20 protein-coding genes are annotated in these 22,120 nt (G+C 65.7%); 9 read left to right on the forward strand and 11 right to left on the reverse strand.

What is annotated here, in order from left to right; translation table 11 throughout:
* Window positions 1–19: 19 nt before the first annotated feature.
* The gene (locus tag VGT77_RS01040; protein ID WP_327458691.1) at window positions 20–1,543 is read left to right on the forward strand and encodes an amino acid permease; all 1,524 of its coding nucleotides are present in this window, start codon (window positions 20–22) and stop codon (window positions 1,541–1,543) included.
* 93 nt (window positions 1,544–1,636) lie between these two features.
* On the opposite strand, the gene thrS is transcribed toward VGT77_RS01040, so the two are convergent.
* The 3 genes from thrS to VGT77_RS01055 are packed head-to-tail and all read right to left on the reverse strand — an operon-like array spanning window position 1,637 to window position 4,335.
* Window positions 1,637–3,631: a threonine--tRNA ligase gene (gene thrS / locus VGT77_RS01045; RefSeq protein WP_327458693.1), complete on the reverse strand. Its 1,995-nt coding sequence runs from the start codon at window positions 3,629–3,631 to the stop codon at window positions 1,637–1,639.
* A gap of 45 nt (window positions 3,632–3,676) precedes the next feature.
* The gene (locus VGT77_RS01050; RefSeq protein ID WP_327458695.1) at window positions 3,677–4,057 is read right to left on the reverse strand and encodes a type II toxin-antitoxin system VapC family toxin; all 381 of its coding nucleotides are present in this window, start codon (window positions 4,055–4,057) and stop codon (window positions 3,677–3,679) included.
* Window positions 4,054–4,335 carry an AbrB/MazE/SpoVT family DNA-binding domain-containing protein gene (locus VGT77_RS01055; RefSeq protein ID WP_327458697.1) on the reverse strand — a complete coding sequence of 94 codons (282 nt, stop codon included), beginning with the start codon at window positions 4,333–4,335 and terminating at the stop codon, window positions 4,054–4,056. Before VGT77_RS01055 ends, VGT77_RS01050 begins: the two co-directional genes overlap by 4 nt.
* A 163-nt stretch (window positions 4,336–4,498) precedes the next feature.
* On the opposite strand from VGT77_RS01055, the gene VGT77_RS01060 reads away from it, so the two are divergent.
* The gene (locus VGT77_RS01060; protein WP_327458699.1) at window positions 4,499–5,596 is read left to right on the forward strand and encodes a YjgN family protein; all 1,098 of its coding nucleotides are present in this window, start codon (window positions 4,499–4,501) and stop codon (window positions 5,594–5,596) included.
* A 7-nt stretch (window positions 5,597–5,603) separates the two neighbouring features.
* Window positions 5,604–6,647 (forward strand): M48 family metallopeptidase, encoded by a 1,044-nt coding sequence (locus tag VGT77_RS01065; RefSeq protein WP_327458702.1) that lies wholly within the window; start codon window positions 5,604–5,606, stop codon window positions 6,645–6,647.
* On the opposite strand, the gene VGT77_RS01070 is transcribed toward VGT77_RS01065, so the two are convergent.
* A complete protein-coding gene (locus VGT77_RS01070; protein WP_327458704.1) occupies window positions 6,644–7,081 on the reverse strand; it encodes an addiction module antidote protein in 438 nt (145 codons plus the stop codon). The two genes, VGT77_RS01065 and VGT77_RS01070, sit on opposite strands and share 4 nt — an antisense overlap.
* Window positions 7,082–7,166: 85 nt before the next feature.
* Here VGT77_RS01070 and VGT77_RS01075 point away from each other — a divergent pair, with 85 nt between their 5' ends.
* The 4 genes from VGT77_RS01075 (at window position 7,167) to VGT77_RS01090 (ending at window position 9,393) form a co-directional block, all read left to right on the forward strand.
* The gene (locus tag VGT77_RS01075) at window positions 7,167–7,421 is read left to right on the forward strand and encodes a DUF6356 family protein (RefSeq protein WP_327458706.1); all 255 of its coding nucleotides are present in this window, start codon (window positions 7,167–7,169) and stop codon (window positions 7,419–7,421) included.
* A 96-nt stretch (window positions 7,422–7,517) separates the two neighbouring features.
* Window positions 7,518–8,252, forward strand: coding sequence for an alpha/beta hydrolase (locus VGT77_RS01080; RefSeq protein ID WP_327458708.1), 735 nt, complete (start codon window positions 7,518–7,520; stop codon window positions 8,250–8,252).
* A 5-nt stretch (window positions 8,253–8,257) separates the two neighbouring features.
* A complete protein-coding gene (locus tag VGT77_RS01085; RefSeq protein ID WP_327458710.1) occupies window positions 8,258–8,977 on the forward strand; it encodes a tetratricopeptide repeat protein in 720 nt (239 codons plus the stop codon).
* Window positions 8,974–9,393 (forward strand): VOC family protein, encoded by a 420-nt coding sequence (locus VGT77_RS01090; RefSeq protein ID WP_327458711.1) that lies wholly within the window; start codon window positions 8,974–8,976, stop codon window positions 9,391–9,393. Before VGT77_RS01085 ends, VGT77_RS01090 begins: the two co-directional genes overlap by 4 nt.
* A 104-nt stretch (window positions 9,394–9,497) precedes the next feature.
* On the opposite strand, the gene VGT77_RS01095 is transcribed toward VGT77_RS01090, so the two are convergent.
* Window positions 9,498–10,232 (reverse strand): SIMPL domain-containing protein, encoded by a 735-nt coding sequence (locus VGT77_RS01095; protein WP_327458713.1) that lies wholly within the window; start codon window positions 10,230–10,232, stop codon window positions 9,498–9,500.
* Between the two features lie 81 nt (window positions 10,233–10,313).
* Here VGT77_RS01095 and gloB point away from each other — a divergent pair, with 81 nt between their 5' ends.
* The gene (gene gloB / locus VGT77_RS01100) at window positions 10,314–11,042 is read left to right on the forward strand and encodes a hydroxyacylglutathione hydrolase (protein ID WP_327458715.1); all 729 of its coding nucleotides are present in this window, start codon (window positions 10,314–10,316) and stop codon (window positions 11,040–11,042) included.
* A 12-nt stretch (window positions 11,043–11,054) separates the two neighbouring features.
* Here the strand turns inward: gloB and VGT77_RS01105 are convergent, their stop codons facing one another.
* From VGT77_RS01105 to VGT77_RS01120, 4 genes are all read right to left on the reverse strand, one after another.
* Window positions 11,055–11,585 (reverse strand): hypothetical protein, encoded by a 531-nt coding sequence (locus VGT77_RS01105; protein ID WP_327458717.1) that lies wholly within the window; start codon window positions 11,583–11,585, stop codon window positions 11,055–11,057.
* A 73-nt stretch (window positions 11,586–11,658) separates the two neighbouring features.
* The gene (locus VGT77_RS01110; RefSeq protein WP_327458719.1) at window positions 11,659–13,449 is read right to left on the reverse strand and encodes an AMP-dependent synthetase/ligase; all 1,791 of its coding nucleotides are present in this window, start codon (window positions 13,447–13,449) and stop codon (window positions 11,659–11,661) included.
* A gap of 30 nt (window positions 13,450–13,479) precedes the next feature.
* Window positions 13,480–15,177 carry a gamma-glutamyltransferase gene (gene ggt, locus VGT77_RS01115; protein ID WP_327458721.1) on the reverse strand — a complete coding sequence of 566 codons (1,698 nt, stop codon included), beginning with the start codon at window positions 15,175–15,177 and terminating at the stop codon, window positions 13,480–13,482.
* Window positions 15,178–15,209: 32 nt separating this feature from the next.
* Window positions 15,210–16,238, reverse strand: a complete 1,029-nt coding sequence (locus VGT77_RS01120) for a quinone-dependent dihydroorotate dehydrogenase (RefSeq protein WP_327458723.1) — start codon at window positions 16,236–16,238, stop codon at window positions 15,210–15,212.
* Between the two features lie 84 nt (window positions 16,239–16,322).
* Between VGT77_RS01120 and VGT77_RS01125 the strand changes: the two genes are divergently transcribed.
* Entirely contained in the window at window positions 16,323–18,587 is a 2,265-nt protein-coding gene (locus VGT77_RS01125) for an NADP-dependent malic enzyme (protein ID WP_327458725.1), read from the forward strand.
* Window positions 18,588–18,665: 78 nt separating this feature from the next.
* On the opposite strand, the gene ligD is transcribed toward VGT77_RS01125, so the two are convergent.
* On the reverse strand, window positions 18,666–21,158 hold the full coding sequence (gene ligD / locus VGT77_RS01130) for a DNA ligase D (RefSeq protein ID WP_327458727.1): 2,493 nt from the start codon (window positions 21,156–21,158) through the stop codon (window positions 18,666–18,668).
* Window positions 21,159–21,166: 8 nt separating this feature from the next.
* Window positions 21,167–22,072: a Ku protein gene (locus VGT77_RS01135; protein ID WP_327458729.1), complete on the reverse strand. Its 906-nt coding sequence runs from the start codon at window positions 22,070–22,072 to the stop codon at window positions 21,167–21,169.
* Window positions 22,073–22,120: the final 48 nt, after the last annotated feature.

Consider the following 22,120-nt stretch of genomic DNA (forward strand, 5'->3'; position numbering starts at 1 on the left):
GAAAGAGGATCAAAAGGGCATGATATTCGGGCGCAGAAAGCCACTCGACGCCATCCTTGCCACCGCCGAAAAGAAATCGCTGACGCGTTCGCTGGGTGCATTCCAGCTGACCATGCTCGGCATCGGCGCGGTGATCGGTACCGGTATTTTCGTTCTGACCGCCGAGGCCGCGCAAAAGGCCGGACCCGGCATGATGCTGTCCTTCATCATTGCCGGCGCCGTCTGTGCAGTCGCCGCGCTCTGCTATGCCGAAATGGCGTCGATGGTGCCGGTCTCCGGCTCCGCCTATACCTACAGCTATGCGGTGATGGGCGAGCTCCTCGCCTGGATGGTCGGCTGGGCGCTGATCCTCGAATATGCGGTCGCCGCAGGCGCCGTCTCGGTCGGCTGGTCCGGCTATGTGGTAGGCCTGATCGAGAACGCCTTCGCGATCGACATACCCGACACTTTGGTGCTTGGGCCCTATGATGGCGGGCTGATCAACCTGCCGGCCATGTTCATCGCCGGACTCGTCACCCTGTTGCTGGTGATCGGCACCAAGGAAAGCGCCACCGTCAACGCGATCCTGGTCGCGGTGAAAGTGGCGGCCCTGACCTTGTTCGTGATCCTGGCATTGCCGGTGATGAACATGGAGAACTTCACGCCGTTCCAACCGCTCGGCTTCGCCGGCGTATCGGCGGCGGCGGCCTCCATCTTCTTCGCCTATGTCGGCTTCGACGCGGTCTCGACCGCGGCCGAGGAAACCAAGAATCCGCAGCGCAACATGCCGATCGGCCTGATCGGCTCGCTCGCCATCTGCACCCTCTTCTATCTGCTGGTCGCGGCCGGCGTGATCGGCTCCGTGGGCGCGCAGCCGGTGACCGATGCGGCCGGGACGGCGCTCGAGCCGGGCAGCCGCGAACTGTCGGCCCAGTGCGCCGCGATCGGCGAGCAGGCGGTGACCTGCTCGAAGGAAGCGCTCGCCTGGACGCTGCGCGAGATCGGCTGGCCGCAGATCGGCAACCTGATCGGCCTCGCCGCCGGCCTCGCCTTGCCCTCAGTTATCCTGATGATGATGTTCGGCCAGACCCGCATCTTCTTTGTGATGAGCCGCGACGGCCTGCTCCCCCAGGCCTTTTCGAAGATCCACCCGAAGTTCAACACGCCGCACGTGATCACCATCATCACCGGAATCGCGGTGGCGCTGTTCGCGGCCTTTTTCCCGGTCGGCCAGCTGGCGAACATCTCCAACTCGGGCACGCTCTTTGCCTTCGCCGCCGTGTCGATCGCGGTGATGCTGCTGCGCCGGACCGATCCGGACCGCAAGCGCCCGTTCCGGACGCCGGCGGTTTATGTGATCGCGCCGATCTCGATCCTTGGCTGCATCTATCTCTTCTTCAGCCTCGACGAGAAATCGAAGCAGCTCTTCCTGATCTGGGCGGTGATCGGCCTGGCCGTCTACTTCCTCTACAGCCGCAGCCGCAGCCATGTCGGCCGCGGCCTGACGGAAGTGCACGAACCGGAAATCCACGACATCGACCCGCCGGTGCCGGGGACGCATTGACCGGTCCGTCATTGCGAGCGTAGCGAAGCAATCTAGCCGGACTTCGGCTCCGCTGGATTGCTTCGTCGCTTCACTCCTCGCAGTGACGGCGAGTTAGCGGAGGTCCGGCGGAACGGCTTCGCTCGTTAGGCGCGCAATCACCTCGTCCAGCGGCAGCACTTCCTGCCGCGCGTCGGCCCCGAGCGGGCGGAGGGCGACGGTGCGCTCCTCGGCCTCGCGCTTGCCGACCACCAGCAGGTACGGGACCTTGGCCAGCGAATGCTCGCGCACCTTGTAGTTGATCTTCTCGTTGCGAAGATCGGCCTCAGCGCGGATGCCGGCTTTGGCGAGCGCCGCCATCACGTCTCCGGCATAATCGTCGGCATCCGACACGATCGTCGCGACCACCGCCTGCACCGGCGCGAGCCAGAGCGGGAATTTGCCCGCATAATGCTCGATCAGGATGCCGATAAAGCGTTCGAAGCTACCCAGGATCGCGCGGTGCAGCATGATCGGCCGGTGCCGCTCGCCGTCCGCAGCGACATAGGACGCGTCGAGCCGCTCCGGCAGCACCGTGTCGGTCTGGATCGTGCCGACCTGCCAGGTGCGGCCGATCGCGTCGGTCAGGTGGAACTCGAGCTTGGGCGCGTAGAAGGCGCCTTCGCCGGGCAGCTCCTCCCAACCGAATTCGGCCGTATTGCGACCGGTCGCCGCGACGGCATCGCGCAGCGACTGCTCCGACCAATCCCACATCTCGTCGGTGCCGAAGCGCTTCTCCGGGCGCAGCGCGAGCTTGATCGCATATTTCTCGAAGCCGAGATCCTTATAAACCCGGTCGAGCAAGTCACAGAACAGGGCGACTTCTTCGACCAGCTGATCTTCGCGGCAGAAGATGTGCGCGTCGTCCTGGGTGAACTGGCGCACCCGCATGAGGCCGTGCAGCGCGCCATGCGGTTCATTGCGGTGGCAGCAGCCGAACTCGGCCATGCGCAACGGCAGGTCGCGATAGCTCTTGATCCCCTGGCGAAAGATGAGGACGTGCGCCGGGCAATTCATCGGCTTGAGCGCCATCCAGTCGGCGTCGTTCGATACGACCGGGCCTTCGTCCTCTGTGTTCGGCACTTCGTCCGGAATGACGAACATATTCTCGCGATATTTGCCCCAATGGCCGGACTGCTCCCATTGGCGCGCGTCCATGATCTGGGGCGTCTTCACTTCCTCATAGCCGCCCGCATCGAGCCGGCGGCGCATATAGGCTTCGAGCTGGCGCCAGATCAGATAGCCCTTGGGGTGCCAAAAGATGGAGCCATGGGCTTCGGCCTGGAGGTGGAACAGGTCCATTTCCGCGCCCAGCTTGCGATGGTCGCGCCTCGCTGCTTCCTCCAGCCGCGTCAGATGCTCCTGTAGCTGCTTCCTGTTGAGCCAGCCGGTGCCGTAAATGCGGCTGAGCATCGCATTCTTCTGGTCGCCGCGCCAATAAGCGCCAGACACGCGGGTCAGCTTGAACGCCTGCGGATCGAGCTTCCCCGTCGAGGGGAGGTGCGGGCCGCGGCACATGTCGAGCCAGTCGCCGGACCGATAGACGGTCAGCTCCTCATCGTCAGGCAGCTCGCCGGCCCACTCCGCCTTGAACGTCTCGCCATGCTCCCGGAAGTAGGAAATGAGCTGGTCGCGCGACCAGACCTCGCGGATCAGCGCCTCGTCCTTGGCGATGATGCGGCGCATTTCCTCTTCGATTACCGGCAGATCCTCTTCCGTGAACGGCCGGTCCCTGGGCGCGAAGTCGTAATAGAAGCCGTCGTCCGTGGCCGGGCCGAAGGTGATCTGCGTGCCGGGAAACAGGTTCTGCACCGCTTCCGCCAGCACATGGGCATAATCGTGCCGCACGAGCTCGAGCGCATCGGCCTCGTCGCGCGCCGTGATCAGCGCCAGCGCCGCGTCCGCCTCGATCGGCCGGTTGAGGTCGCGCACCTCGCCATCGACCTTCGCCGCCAGCGCCGCCTTGGCCAGCCCCGGCCCGATCGCCGCGGCGATGTCGGCAGCGGTGGTCCCCGGCGCAACTTCGCGCGCGGAGCCATCGGGAAGGGTGATGCGGATCATGCTCGACATGGGGCGGGCATGTAGCGGCCGCGCCCCCCCGCCTCAAGGCACGAGCTACCGGATCAGGTGAACATCAACTCCTGCTTCCTTGGCGATACGTGTCCATGCACGATCGGCTGTCCAAACCGGAGCCTCTTCCAGCTTGGCAAGCGCCAGACAGAAGCGGTCGCCAAGCGACAGTCCAGCCTTCGCGACCAGTGCGGCCAACAATCCAGCCGATGCCGCGACGGCAGCATCAACCGGCACCAAAGCGATCGGCAGCGGCTTCAGCGTGGTCCTGATCGCATCGGCGTCCGCACCCAGACGCGAATAATGGGAGACCAGCTCCGCGTAGTTGACGACACTCATTCTTGCGTCTGGCAGCGCCTTGGCGACCAATTCGCCGCCCGGCTCGGAGCGCAGCACGGCGAGCAAGGCCGATGCGTCGAGGATCATTCCTGCCAGTCTTTTCGGGCCTTCAGGAAGTCGCCGACGGCAGCACCCTTCTTGCCTGCAAGCAAGCGGTCGCTGATCGCGCGCGCATGCGCCACCGCCTGCGCTGCCGTCCGCAGCACCAGTGCATCGGCCTGCTCGTCCAGCAGCAGCCGGTCGCCGCTCTTCAAACCCAGACGCCGGCGCACATCAGCAGGAAGGCTTATGCGGCCGGAGGGAGTTACTTTCACCTCGATCGTCATGGAGACATCCACCAACTCGTGCCATGTGCGCTCCGACATGGCATGACTTCAGTTTCGTGCCAACAACTCGTCTCTTGTGTCCTGCGAGGTCATGCGACTTAAACCTTGTCTTCACTCCTAATGACTTAGCGGCGGCGAGAGCTGGGAGGAGAAGTTGCATCTTCCCCGCAATCCCGGCAGTCTCGCTTCGGGGGAAGCATCCATGAACATCCAGTCGCACGACTTCGACCCGGCGCGAACGAGTGCGTTCCGCTTCACGGGCAGCTGGCGCGAGTTCGCGCCGATTGCCTTTACCAACCTGCTGCTCACGATCGTGACGCTCGGCATCTACCGCTTCTGGGCAAAGGCACGGGAGCGACGCTATCTTTGGAGCCGGACCGAGTTCATCGACGATACGCTGGAATGGACCGGCACCGGCGGCGAGATGTTCAAGGGCTTCCTGATCGTCATGGCGGTGCTGCTGCCGGCGATCTTGTTCCTCCAGTTCGGCTTCCAGGCGATGGTGCTGCGCGGCCAGGCGGCAGTGGCGGGAACGATCGCGGCCCTGATCTATATTGGCTTCTTCTTCCTGGCCGGCGTCGCCCGCTACCGCGCGCTGCGCTACCGGCTGTCGCGCACCTATTGGCACGGCATCCGCGGCGGCGGCGAGCCGGGCGGCTGGGGCTATGGCGTCTCCTATCTATGGCGAACCGGGGTCGGCATCCTTGCGCTCGGCCTGCTCATTCCCTGGTCGATGACGACTCTGTGGAATGAGCGCTGGCGGGCGATGAGCTTCGGCCCTGACCCGTTCGAGGCCGATGCCAAGGCGGGCTCGCTGATGGGCCGCTATTTCTGCTTTTATCTGCTGCCCTTCCTGTTCTTCCTGGTCGGCCTTGCCTTCGCCGTGCTGACGGGGGCCAATCTCGGGCCGTTTCAGCTCTACAGCAGCTCGCCGATGTTCACGAGCATCATGTTCCTGGTGATCGTGCTCGGCACCTATGCGCTGACCGGACTGATCGCCCTCGCTTACTATTCGGCCTATCTGCGCGAGGCGATCGGCAGCTTGAGGTTGGGCGGTCTGCGCTTCTCCTTCGAGGCACGGACGGGCGAGTGGGTGATGCTGCTGATCACCAACACTCTGCTTGTGATTGGCACGCTGGGTATCGGCTACCTGTTCCTTGCCTATCGCAACTGGGCCTTCGTGATCCGGCATATGGAGGCGGAAGGCATGGTCGAGCTTGACAGCCTCACCCAATCGCAGACCAGCGCGCAGGGCGATGCCGAGGGGCTGGCGACCGCGTTTGACATCGGCGCCGTCTGAGGCGCCAGTGAGCCAGGGCCATCTTTACGACGGCCATAGCGGCCTGCGCTATGAAGTGACGGCGGCCGCAGCGGGCGGCGGTCTGCGGCTGTCGATGGACAATGGCTGGGAGGACGAGATCCCGTCCTCCTTGCTCTCCGTGGCGGATCGCAGCGCGGCGGGACTGACGCTCACGCGGACGGACGTTCCTGGCTGGCGGCTGCGCCTGACGGCACCGGTGGAACCCGATGTGGCGGCGCTCCTCCCCAAACGCTTCGGCTATGGCCGCTGGATCGACCGGGTCGGCATCCGGCCGGCGACGGCCGCCTTCACGGCGGTCGCGGCAGCGGTCGTCACCTTCGGCTATTTTGCACCGACCCTGCTGGCCCCTCTGGTACCGCCGGCAGTGGAGCAGGCATATGGCGAGGCGCTGGTCGGCGATTTCGGCGGCAAATATTGCTCGACGCCCATCGGCGACGCGGCGCTCAAGAAGCTGACCGCCAGCCTGGATGCCAGGCCCGAAGAGCTGAACGTCCGCGTCATCGACATGCCGATCGTCAACGCGGCCGCCCTTCCCGCCGGCAATATCGTGTTGTTCGACAAGCTGTTCGAGGTTGTCGACAGCCCGGAGGAGCTGGCGGGCATATTGGCGCACGAGATCGCGCATGTGCGGCGCCGCCACGTCACCGCCGCTCTGATCCGCGAGTTCGGCGTCGGCCTGTTCGCGACCGCGCTCGGCGGCACGACCGGGGGGAATGTCGATGGTTTCGTGTCGCTGAGCTTCACGCGGCGGGCGGAGAATGACGCCGATGGTTCGGCGATCGACATGCTCAGGCGCGCGAACATCGACCCCGCGCCGACGGCGAACTTCTTCGGACGGCTGAAGAAGGTCGAGACGAATTTCGGCAGCTTCGAGCCGGCGCTCGCCTATTTGTCGTCGCACCCGCTGTCGGGTGACCGGGCGCAGCGTTTCAAGAAAGCAGCGAGGAAGGATGCGCGTTACCGGCCGGCGCTCACGCCCCGTGAATGGACGGAGCTGCGCGCCATCTGCTCTTCCCGCCCGCCGAGCTAGAGATCGATCAAACGCCCGAGCTCCACGGCTGCGTCATGGAGCCGGTCGCGAGCGGCCTGGCCGAGCATCTCGCAAGTGAGCGCGTCGAAGACCGGCCGTGTGTGGCGGTTCGCGGCGATGACCATACCGAGCAGAGTCGCCTCGTCATGCGTCAGCACCGGGCAACAAGGCGGCGCCACCGCAACAGCGTCCGGCCAGCTCGCGCCGACATGGGCGAGCAGCACGTGGAGCGAGCGGGCTGCCTTCAAGCTGCCGAGTTGCTGCGCGGCCGCGTGGATCGGGCAGACCCGCGCGACCCGTTGCGCCATGACCCATTTGCGTGTGGCGGAAACGAGGGCGGCTTCCTCCGGCAGCAGGTCTGCGGTGCGGGGCGGCGGCGCGAACATCTGGTCGAGCATGAAACACTTGGTGGCACGTGTCTTTGTTGCGATCAAGTCGCAATAGCAATAGGCCTGGACGCGCCTTCGAGCGGGACAGAGCCGTTCAGCTATGTTAACCGGCCGACCGGGAGGATTGACCATGTTCAACAAGCTGTTCCGCGAGCATCCGAGCGAAGTCGGTGAAAGCTATGCCGAACATTTCGCCGCGGCGGGCGGCTTCGGCGTCAAGATGATCGTGGGCGGCATCGCCTGCGTCGTGCACGCGATCGTGCCCGGCCTGTTCATCACTACCGGCAGCGGCATGGTGAAGAGGCTCTACGACCAGATGGTCGCTAAGCGCGCCGCCAAGCGCGAGGCCAATATCGAGATGCGCTCGATCGAGTGGGTGATTTGACTCCTTTGTCCGTCATTGCGAGCGAAGCGAAGCAATCCAACTGAGCTCAGCGCCACTGGATTGCTTCGTCGCTTCGCTCCTCGCAAAGACGGGAAGATGAACCAGCGTTCCGATCTTCACCGGCGATCAGGCGGCCCCGCACTCGCTTATTCCCTTCGGCAGGGTAGCGGCCCCACCATCGTCTTCCTTCCCGGCTATGCGTCGGACATGAGCGGCACAAAGGCCGTCGCGCTCGATGCCTGGGCGCAGCAGGAGGGCCGGGCCATGCTGCGCTTCGACTATTCGGGGTGCGGCGAGAGCGAGGGGCGGTTCGAGGACGGAACGCTCACCATTTGGCGGGACGATGCGCTCGCGATCATCGACGCGCTGACCGCAGGCCCGCTGATCCTGGTCGGATCGTCGATGGGCGGTTGGATCGGGCTGCTCGTCGCCGAAGCGCGACCCGAGCGGATTGCCGCGTTCGTCGGCATCGCCGCAGCGCCGGACTTCACTGACTGGGGCTTCACCCAGGACGAAAAGATGAAGCTGTTGGCGGCAGGCCGGCTGGAGCGGCCGTCCGACTATGGCGCGCCAATGGTCACCACCCGCGCCTTCTGGCAATCGGGCGAAGGCCTGCGCATGCTTCATCGGGAGATCGCGATCGACTGTCCGGTGCGGCTGCTGCACGGGCAGCGCGATCCGGACGTGCCCTGGCATCATTCGACACATCTCGCCGGCCGCCTTCGTTCAGCCGATGTGCAGACGATCCTGGTCAAGGACGGCGATCATCGGCTGTCGCGCCCACAGGACCTCGAGCTGTTGATCGCGACCGTCGCATCCCTGACTCGGTGACGCTCATGCTCCTTTTCTTCCTCGCCCAAGCCGCCCAGCCGAGCTGCACCGACCAGATCGCCGCCGATCCGGTGAAGGCGGCGGAGACGGCGCAAAGCTGGGCCGCGCGGGGCGGCGGTGCACTGGCGCGGCAATGCGCGGGGCTTGCCTATGTGGCGCAGGAGCGCTGGGCCGAAGCGGCGACCGCCTTCGAGCAAGCGGCACGCGACGCCAAGCCGAACGAGCAGCTAGCCGCCGCCAATCTCTGGGTTCAGGCGGGCAATGCGCGGCTGGCCGGGGCCGATCCACGAGGCGCGGTTGCCGCGTTCGACAAGGCTCTGGTGTCGGGGCTGCTGAGCGGGCCTGCCAAGGGCGAGATCCGGTTGGACCGCGCCCGCGCCAATGTCGCTGCCGGCGATGTGCAGGCGGCGCGAGCCGATCTGGACGAAGCGCTGCGGCTGGTGCCGGAGGACCCGCTCGCCTGGCTGCTGTCCGCCTCGCTCGCGCGGCGCATGGACCAGCTCGACCGTGCACAGGCCGATATCGCTGAAGCAGCGAAGCGTTCGCCCGACGATGCCAGCGTAGCGCTGGAGGCTGGCCGGATCGCTCTGGCCGCCGGCTCGCTGCCCGCAGCGCGGCTCGCCTTTCAGGCAGCGATCAAGAACCAACCCGGCGGAGAGGCCGCCAAGGCGGCACAGGCGGAGCTTGACCGACTCGGGGGCTCGACCGCACCGAAGCCCGAATGACCAAATATCTCCACACCATGATCCGGGTCACCGATCCGGAAGCGACGATCCGCTTCTTCGAGCTGATCGGGCTGAAGGAAGTACGCCGCTTCGACAATGAAGCGGGCCGGTTCACGCTGATCTTTCTCGCCGCGCCGGGCCAGGAGGGCGTCGCCGAAGTGGAACTTACGCACAACTGGGACCCGCAGGATTATTCGGGCGGGCGCAATTTCGGTCACCTCGCCTATCGCGTCGACAACATCTACGAGACCTGCCAGCGGCTGATGGAGGCCGGCGTGACGATCAACCGCCCGCCCCGCGACGGCCATATGGCATTCGTCCGTACGCCGGATGGTATCTCGGTCGAGCTGCTGCAGGACGGCCGACTGGAGCCGGCCGAGCCTTGGGCGTCGATGCCGAACACCGGCAGTTGGTAGCCTGACCTGCGCATCGTCATTCCCGCGAAAGCGGGAACCCAGCTAAAGAAAAAGGGGGACTGGGTCCCCGCTTTCGCGGGGATGACGAGATCAAGACGACGGCCCTACCGAAGGTAGAAGTCGATCGTCGTCACCACCCGCACCTTCTGAAAGGGCGAGCTGCCGGCACTGCCGCCACCTTCGCCGTCCACATCGCCGTCGCGCGCGCCGATCGAGAAATAGCCCTGGGTTGCGGACTTGATGCCGCCGACATCGGTGCCGCTATCCTTGGCGAACTGCTCCGCGCTCTGCCGAGCGCTGCGCGTCCCTTCCGCCACCATCTGCGGCTTGATCGCGTTGAGTTTGGTAAAGCTGTAGACGATGCCGCTGCCTTCCTCGAGCGCGACGCCGGCGCGGATCAGGTCGGCCTGGCGGGCAAAGGCGGCGCGGGCGCGCATCACGTCGGCGGTGCGCAGCTGCAGCCGCCGCCGGACGGTGACGACATTCTGCTGGCGGTTGGAATCAAAGAACTGATTAACGCTCGCGCCGGTGTCGCTGACCGCATTGATTGGAAAGCCGGCGCGCGCGAAGAAGCTGCGCACCGCCCGGCTCTTCTCGTCGATCGAACCCTGGACCGAGCCGAGTTCCGTTCCGGTTTCGGAGAAGACGATTGTCCAGGTGGCAAGGTCGGCAGTGACGTTCCGCTCGGCGAGGCCGCGAACGGTAACTGAGCGCTCCGCCATTTTCGCACGGCGCAGCCCGTCACCCAGCAGATAGCCGCCACCGAGCATGCCAGTCGACAGCAAGGCGGCGGCAACAAGCAAACTGGCCGGACGGCTGACAGTTGCGACAGCGTTCATGATGTGCGTTCCTCCCTTGAGGATCGGACGGTGACAAAGCTGCGATGAACCGTTGCTTTACAACGATGAACGGAGTTGGTGATGATCGAAGTGGTGCGCGTGCCGGCGCTAAGCGACAATTACATCTGGCTGGTGCATGAGCCCTCATCCGGCGAGACGATGGTGGTCGATCCAGCCGAGGCGGCGCTGGTGCTGGAAGCAGCGGATGCGCGCGGCTGGCCCATCACGCAAATCTGGAACACGCACTGGCACCCTGACCACACCGGCGGGAACGCCGCGATCAAGGACGCGACCGGCTGCATCATTACCGGTCCAGCGGCCGAGGCGGCGCGCATTCCGACGCTCGACCGGACTGTCGCCGGGGGCGACCAAGTCCGGCTCGGCGCGGTGAAGGCCGAGGTGATCGACGTGCCGGCGCATACCGCCGGGCATATCGCCTACCACTTCCCGACCGAGCAGGCGGCGTTCGTCGGCGATACGCTGTTCGCGATGGGGTGCGGGCGGTTGTTCGAAGGGACGGCCGAACAGATGTTCGCGAACATGCAGCGCCTGGCGGCCCTGCCCGACGAGACGCGCATCTATTGCGCGCACGAATATACGCTGTCGAACGGCCGCTATGCGATGGCCGCCGAGCCCGACAATCAGGCGATCGTCGCGCGCATGGCTGATGTCGAGGCCACGCGGGCACGGGGCGAAGCAACGGTACCGACCAGCATCGCGCTCGAGAAGGCGACCAATCCCTTCATGCGCGCGCGGAGTGCTACCGAGCTTGCCGAGAGGCGCGCGGCGAAGGACAGCTTCAGAGGCTGAAATCTCTCGGCGTCAGCGGACGCGGAGCGCGAGCGTGCCGGTTGCGGGGAGCCGAACGCTGCCTGTCTTGCCGTCCGGTCCAGCCACGCCGTTCACGTCCAGAGCCAGGCGCCACGTGCCGCGTCCGAAGCGGGCTTTCGCGAGCTGCAATTCGCGGCCTTCCACCGGCTTGAACCGGACGCGGCCCGCTTCCATCCCGTTGAAGCGGCTTACACTGCCGGCCCAGCCCCGATTGTTCCACCAAACCGGGCTTTGCGCATCGCGAGGCGCGGCATCAGTCCGTCCTGCCGCCCATTCACCCAGTTGGGCGGAAGCATGAAGGTTCAGCGGCTCGGTAAGGCCCGGCGCCTCAATGCGCAGGTCGACGGCGCTCCAGCTGCCAACGGGCGCCGTAAGGCACAACCAGACATGATCGCGCGTCTGCGTGAGGCGCACGCCCACGCCCTTGTCCGTCAGCACCGGTGTCCCCGCATGGTCGTCGCACCGCCCGTCGAGCATCGGCTCCGCTGAGGTGGCAGCAATCAGGAGCAGGACGTCGATCATCGCCGCCGCCTTATTATCCTCCCTGTCCGCGAGCTATCCGCATTCGACGGATGTTGTTTCCCCGCCGACCAGATCAGCCCTTGTACAAGGCGTCCAGCCGCGCGCCATAGACCTGCTTCAGCACGTGACGCCGAATCTTGAGCGACGGCGTCATCTGCTCATTCTCGATCGAGAAGGGCTGGTCGGCGACGACGATGCGGCGGACCTTTTCGATCACCGACAGGTCCTTGTTGACCCGGTCTACCGCCGACATCAGCGCCGCCTTGTACATCGGATTGTAGGCCAGCGCGGCGAAGTCGCATTTATAGTCGTTCCGCACGGACCATTCAGCCGTCCATTCCGGATCGGGCACGATCAGCCCGACCAGATAGGGGCGGCGGTCGCCATAGATCATCGCCTGCAGGATTTCGGGCTGCAGAGTGAGCATGCCCTCGACCTTCTGCGGGCTGACATTGTCGCCTTTGTCGTTGACGATAAGGTCCTTCTTACGGTCGGTGATGACGATGCGGCCCTTATCGTCGAGATGGCCGATATCGCCGGTGTGCAGCCAGCCGTCCTTCAGCACCCGCGCGCTTTCGGCGTCGTTCTGCCAATAGCCGTGCATCACCAGCTCGCCGCGGCATAGGATTTCGCCATCTTCGGCGATCTTCACTTCCACGTCCTTGAGCGGCCGGCCGACCGTGTGCATGCCGATACCCACCTTCGGCCGGTTGCAGCTGATCACCGGCCCGGCCTCGGTCTGGCCATAGCCTTGCAGGACCATCAGCCCGAGCGAGTGGAAGAAGATGCCGATCTCGGGATTGAGCGGCGCCCCGCCTGACACCATCGCCTTCATCCGCCCGCCGAAGCGCTTGCGGATCGTGGGGCGGAACAGCGCGTCCAGCGCGAGATCGATCGGCTTGTCGCGCCAGCTCTTGCGGCCCTCCAGGTCCTTGGCCCCGATCGCAAGCGCCTGGTCGAGCAGCTTGGCGGCGAGCCCGCCTTGTTTCTCGATATTCTTGACGATGCGCTGACGCAGCACTTCGAACAGACGCGGGACGACGACCATGATGGTGGGCCGCGTCTCCTCGATGTTCGCGGCGAGCTTCTCCATGCTTTCGGCATAATAGATCTGCCCGCCCAGCCCGATCGGCAGATACTGGCCGCCGGAATGCTCATAGGCGTGGGAGAGGGGCAGGAAGGACAGGAACACTTCCTCGCCCCAGCCGAAATCCTCCTCGATGATCTGCACGCAGCCTTCGACATTCTTGAGGATCGCGCCGTGATGCTGCTGCACGCCGCGCGGAGCGCCGCCGGTGCCGCTCGTGTAGATGATGCAGGCAAGGTCGCCACGCTGCATCCGGGCGGCCTGATCTTCCGCAGCGGAGACATCCGCCGGCGTGGCGAGCAGATCTTCCCAGCGATGGAAGGACACGTCGCCGCCCTGCGGCAGCTTGACGCTGTCCATCGAGATGACGTGCCGTGTGGTATCGGAACGGAGCACGGCCGGCAGCAAAGTTTTCGCCAGCTTCTCGGTCGAGACGATCACCGCCGCCGAGCCGCTATTCTCCAGTATGTGAAGGTGGTCGCGTTCGGTATTGGTGGTGTAGGTCGGAACCGTCACGCAACCGGCCGCCATGATGCCCAGATCGGCGATGCACCATTCGGGACGGTTCTCCGACACCAGCATGACGCGGTCGCCGGACCGGAGGCCGAGCCCCTTCAGTCCGGCGGCAAGGGCGGAGACACGGCGCGCCGCCTCGGCCCAGCTGATCGACTGCCACGCGCCGTCCTGCTTGCGCCAGAGGAAGGGCTTGTCGCCCTCCTCGCGCGCGCGCCTGAAGAACATCGTGACCAAGTTCGGATATTGCTCGAACTGGCGCATGGCCTCTCCCCTCTCAGCCGCTCTTACGGCTTATTCCTTCAGCGCCGCGCCTTCGCTGCGCCGGTCCGCGCCCCCGACCCACTGGCCGCCCCGCCACTCGATCGCATTTCCTTTGAGCGGCAGCGCGCGCGCGACGACATTATGCCCCTTGGCGCGGAGCGCGGGCATCATCGACTCCAGGGCAGTGCCCTGTTCGACCGCGACATTATCCCCCATCGCGACCAGCTGCGGCGACACGATGGCCTCCTCGACCGGCAGGTCCCAATCGATCACGGCGATGATCGTCTTCAGAACCTGGGCGATGATCGTCGCCCCGCCTGCCGCACCCAGTGCCAGCCGGACATGCCCATCGGGCGCATAGACGATGGTCGGCGACATGGCACTGCGCGGACGCTTGCCGGCCTCGACGCGATTGGCGACGGGTGCGCCGTCCCGCTCCGGTGCGAAGCTGAAGTCGGTCAGCTCGTTGTTCAAATAGAAGCCGCCCACGGTCAGGCCTGAGCCGAATGGACCTTCAATGGTCGAAGTCATGGTGGCGACGTTTCCGGCGGCATCAACGGCTACCATGTGCGATGTGCCCGCAGGCTCGGGCGACAGCGCGGGCGTGACCGGGCGCGCGCCGGGCGGCGTACCGGCAACCGCCTTGGCGATGCGACCGTCGGCACGGATTAGGGCTGAGCGAGCGGACAGATAAGAGTCGCTCATCAGTCCGGCGGCAGGCACCGGCGTGAAATCGGGATCGGCCATGAAGGCGTCGCGGTCGGCATAGGCCAGCCGCTGGGACTCGGCGATCAGATGCCAGGCCTCGGGATTGTCGCGGCCGAGCGCGCGCAGGTCGAAGCGCTCCAGCTGCTTCAGCATCTCGAACATGGTGACGAAGCCGGAGGGCGGACCCATGCCGCAGACGCGGTGGCGGCGATAGGTGCCGCACATGACCGGACGCTGCTTGGCCTCATAGGCGGCAAGGTCGCCGGCCGTCATCTGCGACGGATTCTTCGAGGCGCCGCGCACTGTCTGCACCAGCGCCTGCGCCATTGGCCCGACATAGAAGGAATCGGGTCCCCGCAAGGCGATTGCGGTCAGCGTTTCCGCAAGATCAGGATTCTTCAGCACGTCGCCCGCCTGGCGAGCGGTGCCGTCCATCTTGAAGAAATAGGCGCTGCCCCAAGGCGAGAAGGCGGCGCCCCGTCCACGCGACTGGAGGAACTCGGCCATGCGCGGCGTGATCTCGAACCCGTCGCGGGCAAGTCGGATAGAGGGTTCGAACAGCTTGGCCCAAGGCAGCTTGCCATGCGCGCGGTGCGCCATCGCCCACATCCGGATATTGCCGGGGACGCCGACGCTCTTCCCACCCGGGATTGCCTCGCCATAAGGAAGCGGCTTGCCGCTCTCATCGAGGAACAAGGCGGGCGTCGCGGCGCCGGGCGCAACCTCCCGCCCGTCATAGCTGGTGAGCTTGCCGGTCCGTCCGTCGTGGAGGACGAGGAACCCGCCCCCGCCGATACCGGAGGATTGCGGCTCAACGACCGTCAGCGCGATGCCAATCGCGATCGCCGCATCGACGGCGCTGCCGCCCTGACGCAGCATCTCTTGTCCTGCGGCTGCGGCGCGCGGATCGGCGGCGGAGACGGCGCCGGCGCTGGCAGGCGTCGTGGGTCGGGTGGTGGCAGTGGCGCAACCGGTGAGCACGGCCAGCGGCAGCAGCGACTTGAGCAGGCGAGCAATCATTGCGCGCGACACTAGAGCGCTCGCGCCGAACCTCAAGCGCCGACCGCCTCCGCGACATTGGCGAAGCCGTCACGCCGCAGCCGCTCGGCCAATCCGCGAGCAATGCGCCGGGCGAGGCCAGGTCCTTCGTAAACAAGGGCGCTATAGAGCTGGACGAGCGAGGCGCCGGCGCGGATGCGGGCATAAGCCTCGTCCGCACTGCCGATGCCGCCCGCCGCGATCAGGGGCAGCGCGCCTCCGGTTGCGGTGCGAAATGCTCTCAGTTTCTCTGCTGCCAGGACGGCAAGCGGGGCGCCTGACAGGCCACCCGCTTCGTTAGAGTGGCTGGAGCGCAGGGCCGGGCGGGAGACGGTCGTGTTGGCCACGATCAGCGCATGCACGCCACTGTCGATTGCCACGCGCGCGATCTCGTCGATTTCCGGGGGCTCGAGGTCGGGCGCGACCTTGAGAAAGACGGGCTTTTGGATCGGCAGCGCCGTCATCACACCGTCGAGCAATTCCCGGAGCGCTGCGGCGGTCTGCAGCGTGCGAAGGCCGGGCGTGTTGGGCGAACTGATATTGACCGTCAGATAATCGGCCACGCCCGCCATTGCGCGCGCGCCGATTGCATAATCGGCAATCCGGTCAGCCGCATCCTTGTTGGCGCCGATGTTCACGCCGACCGGCCCAGTCCGCCGGATCAGCCGCTGCAATCGCCCCAGCGCCTCCGCCTGCCCGCCATTGTTAAAGCCCATGCGGTTAATGACGGCACGGTCCTCGGCGAGCCGAAACAGGCGCGGGCGCGGATTGCCGGCCTGAGGCAGCGGGGTCAGCGTGCCGACCTCGACAAAGCCGAAGCCGAGCCCCAGCATCTGCGCCGGCACCTCGGCATCCTTGTCGAACCCGGCAGCGAGGCCGACCGGATTTGGAAAGGTCAAGCCGGAAACCTGTGTTGCCAGCACGGGATCGCTCACTGGCTCGCCGAGCGGCGGCGCGGTTTTCAGCGCAGCGATGGTCAGCCGATGGGCGCGTTCGGCATCGAGCTGGAAAACGAAGGGCCGGAGCAGCGGATAGAGCGTCACCAGCGCGCGATAGCATGTGCGGGCGGACTGGAAAGCCCGGCGCTCCGCCTCTAGGGTCGAAGATGAACAGATCGAGGGGCCCCGATGAGCGAGAACGCGAACGTCCAATTCTCGGAGCGCGAGGCGCTATTGTTTCACTCGGCGGGGCGGCCGGGAAAGATCGAGATCGTCGCGTCCAAGCCGATGGCGACGCAGCGAGACCTGTCGCTCGCTTACTCGCCCGGTGTCGCGGTGCCGGTGCGGGCGATCGCCGACAATCCGGGCTGCGCTTATGACTATACCGCCAAGGGCAATCTGGTCGCGGTGATCTCGAACGGCACCGCCATTCTGGGACTCGGCAATCTCGGCGCGCTTGCCTCCAAGCCGGTGATGGAAGGCAAGGCGGTGCTGTTCAAGCGCTTCGCCGATGTTGACTCGATCGACATCGAACTCGCCACCGAAGACCCGGAGGCCTTCATCAATGCCGTCGCGCTGATGGAGCCGAGCTTCGGCGGCATCAATCTGGAGGACATCGCCGCACCTGCCTGCTTCATTATCGAGCAGGCGCTGAAAGAGCGGATGAAGATCCCGGTCATGCATGACGACCAGCATGGCACGGCGATCATCACCGCTGCCGGGCTGATCAACGCTTGCTATCTGACCGGCCGCGAACTGAAGGACGTGAAGGTCGTGGTGAACGGCGCAGGCGCCGCCGCCATCGCCTGCACCGAGCTGATCAAGGCGATGGGCGTGCGCCACGACAATGTGATTATGTGCGACCGCAAGGGCGTGATCTATCAGGGCCGCACCGAAGGCATGGACCAGTGGAAGTCCGCCCATGCCGCGAACACCGATCGCCGAACGCTGAACGAGGCGCTGGAAGGCGCGGATATTTTCTTGGGCCTTTCGGCAGCCGGTGCCTTGAAACCGGACATGGTGATGAAGATGGCGGCGCGCCCCATCATCTTCGCCATGGCCAATCCCGACCCGGAGATCACGCCACCGGAGGCCAAGGCCGCGCGGCCGGACGCGATCGTCGCCACCGGCCGGTCCGACTATCCGAACCAGGTCAACAATGTGCTGGGCTTCCCCTTCATCTTCCGGGGCGCGCTGGACGTGCGCGCGACCGCGATCAACGACGAGATGAAGATCGCCGCCGCCCAGGCGCTGGCCGAACTGGCGCGGCAGCAGGTGCCGGAGGAAGTCGCGGCCGCCTATGGCGGGCGGGCGCATAGCTTTGGCGCCGACTATATCATCCCGGCACCGTTCGATCCGCGGCTGATGGAGATCGTTCCAGCCGCGGTTGCAAAGGCTGCGATGGACTCGGGCGTCGCGACCAAGCCGATCCTGGACCTGGCCGCCTATCGCCAGTCGCTGAAGGCGAGGCTGAACCCGACCACTTCGGTGCTGACGCTGGCTTACGAAGCGGCGCGCGACAATCCGAAGCGGGTGCTGTTCGCGGAAGGCGAAGAGGAAGTGGTGCTGCGCGCCGCGATCCAGTTCCGCGACGGCGGCTATGGCACGCCGGTGCTGGTCGGCCGCGAGGACGTGTACGACAAGCTGAAGGCGCTCGGCGTCGACGATCCGCAAAGCTTCGAGGTGCACAACAGCCGCAACTCGCCGCTGGTGCCGAAGATGGCGGAGCGGCTCTACGAGCGGCTGCAGCGGCGCGGCTATCTGCTGCGCGAATGCGAGCGGATGGTGAACCAGGACCGCAATGTGTTCGCGGCGCTGCTGCTGGAAATGGGCGAAGCCGATGCGATGCTGACCGGCACCACCCGCACCTATGCCCAGTCTATGCGCGAGATCCGCCGCGTGCTCGATCCTGAAGAAGGCCGCACGCCGTTCGGCATTCATGTGCTGGTCGGCCAGGCCCACACCGTGTTCATGGCGGACACGACGGTCAACGAGCGGCCCACCGCCTCCGAACTCGCCGACATCGCCGAGCAGACCGCCGCCGTCGCCCGCCGTATGGGCCATGAGCCCAGGGTGGCGTTCCTCAGCTATTCGACCTTCGGGAACCCGCCCGGCGAGTTCCTTGAGAACATCCGCGGCGCCGTGGCATTGCTCGACCAGCGCGGCGTCAGCTTCGAATATGAAGGCGAGATGGCGCCGGACGTAGCCCTCAATCCGCGCGTGCTGGCAAACTACCCCTTCGCGCGGCTGTCGGGGCCGGCGAATGTGCTGATCATGCCCGGGCTGCAGTCGGCTAACATCTCCGCCAAGCTGCTGCGCGAACTGGGCGGGGATTCGGTGATCGGGCCGATGCTCGTCGGCATGGCCAAGCCGGTGCAGATCGCGACCATGGCGACCCGCGCGTCGGAGTTGGTGACGCTGGCGGTGCTCGCCGCGAGCGGAATTGCGCGGTGACAGCCCCCCCAGTGCTCCTGCGAAGGCAGGAGCCTTGTGACGCAGGGCTCCGGCCTTCGCCGGAGCACGGCTGAGACCTCAGAAATCCGGCAGCGCCTGGTCGGCGATGCCCCAACCGGCGAGCGCCTTGGCGTTCGCCCGCTCCAACAGCTTGGCGCCGTCGAGCACCGTCCAGCGCGCGGCGGTGTCGAGGTCCTTCAGTTCCTCCCAGCTGACCGGCGCCGCCACCGGCGCATTCGGCCGCGCGCGGGCGGCATAGGGCAGGATCGCAGTCGCGCCGCGCTGGTTGCGCAGATAGTCGATGAAGATGCGGCCCTTGCGCTTCGCCTTGGACATGTTGGCGAGGAAACGGTCGGGCTCGGCTTCCGATAGGGCAAGCGCAAAGCGGTGCGTGAAGTCCTTCACCTGCGGCCATTCGGCACGGGGGGTGAGCGGCGCGATTACATGAACGCCCTTGCCACCGGTCAGCATCGGGAAAGTGACGAGGCCGAGATCGCCCAGATAGCGCTTCAGGTCGAACGCCGCCTTCTTGACCTGATCGAAGCCCAGATCTTCGTCCGGGTCGAGGTCGAACACCATCCGGTCGGGCTTCTCATAGTCGCTGACGAGGCTGCCCCAGCCATGGAACTCGATCGTGCCCATCTGCACGCAGGTGAGCAGGCCTTCGGCTGAATCGACATAGAGATAGTCCTCGGTCGATCCGTTCTTCTCCTTGACCGGCACGTGCCGGACATGCTCGCCGAAGCTGCCGGCGTCGTGCTTCTGGAAGAAGCATTTTTTCGCGCGGCCCTGCGGGCAACGGACGAGACTGATCGGGCGGTTGGCGAGCCACGGCATCATGATGCCGGAGACCTGCGCGTAGTAGTTCGCCAACTGACCCTTGGTGATGCCGGAATCGGGGTAGATGACGCGTTCGGGATTGCTGATCTTGATCGACAGTTCGGGTGCGGGCGGCGCCTTCGCCGCTTTCTCTGGCTTCACTTCGCTCGGCTTCTTGTCCTCGCGCACACCGATGAAGCTGCCATGGCGGACGACATTGTCGGCGGTGAACTCAGTAAAGGCGACTTCGGCGACAAGCTCGGGCTTCACCCAGCGCGCGCCTCGTACGGCGGCGCGCGGCGCCTCGACCGGAGCCTTGTCGGTGGCGAGCTTCGCCAGCTTGGTGCTGATCTCCTCGATCAGCTTCGCATCGAAGCCGGTGCCGACCTTCCCGGCAAAGCGGAGCGTGCCGCCATCGTTCACCGCCAGGATCAGCGAGCGGAAGCCGCGGCCGCGCGCCTCGCTTGGCGTCCAGCCGACGATGACGAATTCCTGGCGCTGGATGCATTTGATCTTGAGCCAGTTCTGCGTGCGTTTGCCGAGATAGGGGGCGTCCGCGCGCTTGGAGACTACGCCTTCATAGCCTTCGCGGCACATGGTCTTGAACAGTTGCTCGCCGGCGCCGATCACATGTTCGGCATAGGCGATCGGTCCATCCTGCGGGATGACCGGGCGGAGCAATTCCTTGCGCTCGAGATTGGGCAGGCGCGTCAGGTCCTCGCCGTCCAGCGAGAGCAGGTCGAAGGCGAACATCACCAGCCCCTTGCCGCCCCGCTTGAGCGCATCCTGCAGGGCGGAGAAGCTTGGCCTACCGGACTGGTCGAGCGCTACGACTTCGCCGTCGATCAGTGCCGAGCCGACATCCAGCGCGGCGCCGGCGGCGGCGACTTCGGGAAACTTCTCGGTCCAATCGAGGCCGGAGCGGGTGAAGACCTTCGCCTCACCGCCGCCGACCGCAAGCAGCACGCGGTAGCCGTCATATTTGACCTCATGCAGCCAGGCGGAGCCGGTCGGCACGGCGTCGACCAGAGTGGCGAGCTGGGGGGATTGGAAAGCGGGAAGCTTCCTGCCCGTTCCCCGGCGAAGGCCGGGGTCCACTTTCTGCGTCTCCCCTGTGCGGCTCCTGGACCCCGGCTTTCGCCGGGGAGCAGCCTTGGAGGCCTTCGCTTCCACCCCCGCCGCGATCTCCTCCATCGTGCGGCCGGTGCTGATGCTGGTGAGGCAGCGATCGACCAGGTCGCCCGAGCCGCCGGCATATTCGTCGTCGATCTTGCGGAGCAGCCAACTCTCGGTGCGCTCCTTCGGCCGCGGCTTCAAGCGGATCAGCAGCCATTCGCCCTTCATCCGTTCGCCATGGAGGATGAAGTGGAGGTGGCCCTTCTCCAGGTCCTTGGCGCTCTTGCCCTTGATCGGCGCCCAGGTGCCGCGATCCCAGAGCATCACCGTGCCGCCGCCATACTCGCCCTTGGGGATCGTGCCTTCGAAGGTGGCGTAGGAAAGCGGATGGTCTTCGGTGCGGACGGCGAGGCGCTTGTCGTCCGGATTGAGGCTGGGCCCGCGCGTCACTGCCCAGCTTTTGAGCACGCCGTCCAGTTCGAGGCGCAGGTCCCAGTGCAGCCGCGTCGCGTCGTGCTTCTGGACCATGAAGCTGTTGCCCGCAGCCTTCGCGACCTTGCCCGCCGGCTCGGCGGTCTTGGTGAAATCCCGCTTCGCATTGTAGCGGGCGAGCGGATCGCGGGCGCTTGTCGCCATTCAGAGCCTCATCCCGCCGCGCGCTTTTTGGCGGGGGCGCGGCGGGGCGGCGGCTTGGCCGCGGGCGATTTCGCCGCAGGTTTGCGCGCAGGCTTCTTCTCTTCCGCGTCGCCGCTCTGCGCGCCTGGCTTCTCCAGCGACTTCTTGAGCGCCGCCATCAAATCGACCACGTTGGAGCCACGCTTGGGCGCCTCGTCCTCGGGTTCCGGCTTGACCTTGCCGCCCTTGGCCTTGAGCTTTTTCTGCACCAAATCCTTCAGCGCATCGACATAGCGGTCGTGGAACTGGTCCGGCTTGAAGGGCGCGGTCTTCTTGGCGATCAGCGTTTCGGCCAGGTCGAGCAACTCCTCGTCCGGCTGGGCGTCGCCGATGTCGCGAAAATAGCTCTGCGCCTTGTTCACTTCGTCGGCATAGCGCAGCGTTTCCAGCACGATGCCGCGGCCGCATGGCTTCAAGCTCACGATATATTCGCGGCCGCGCAGCGCGAGCTGGCCGAGGCCGACCTTCCTAGTGCGCTTGAGCGCTTCTCGCAGCACGATGAACGCCTCTTCGGCCAGATCATCGGCGGGCACGACATAATAGGGCTTTTCGAAATAGAGCACGTCGATCTCGTCGGCATCGACGAACTGAGTCAGTTCCAGCGTCTTCTTGGACTCGAGCTTGACCGCGTCAATCTCCTCGTCCTCGAGCAGGACGTAGGAGCCTTTTTCATATTCGAAGCCGCGCTTGATCTCGTCGGGGTCGACCGGGCCGATGCCCGGCGCGACCTTTTCATATTTGATCCTCTTGCCTGACGGCTCGTGAATCTGGTTGAACGAGATCTGGGCGCCGCTCTTCGTTGCCGAGTATATCTCAACCGGGATCGAGACGAGCGCGAGACGGATCTGTCCCTGCCAATAGGCGCGTGCGGCCATGAGTCACCTTCGTTGCGAGGCCGATTCAATGTGCCAGCACGAGAGTCG

This window comes from Sphingomonas sp. (assembly GCF_035944535.1).
Lineage (GTDB): Bacteria > Pseudomonadota > Alphaproteobacteria > Sphingomonadales > Sphingomonadaceae > Sphingomonas_B.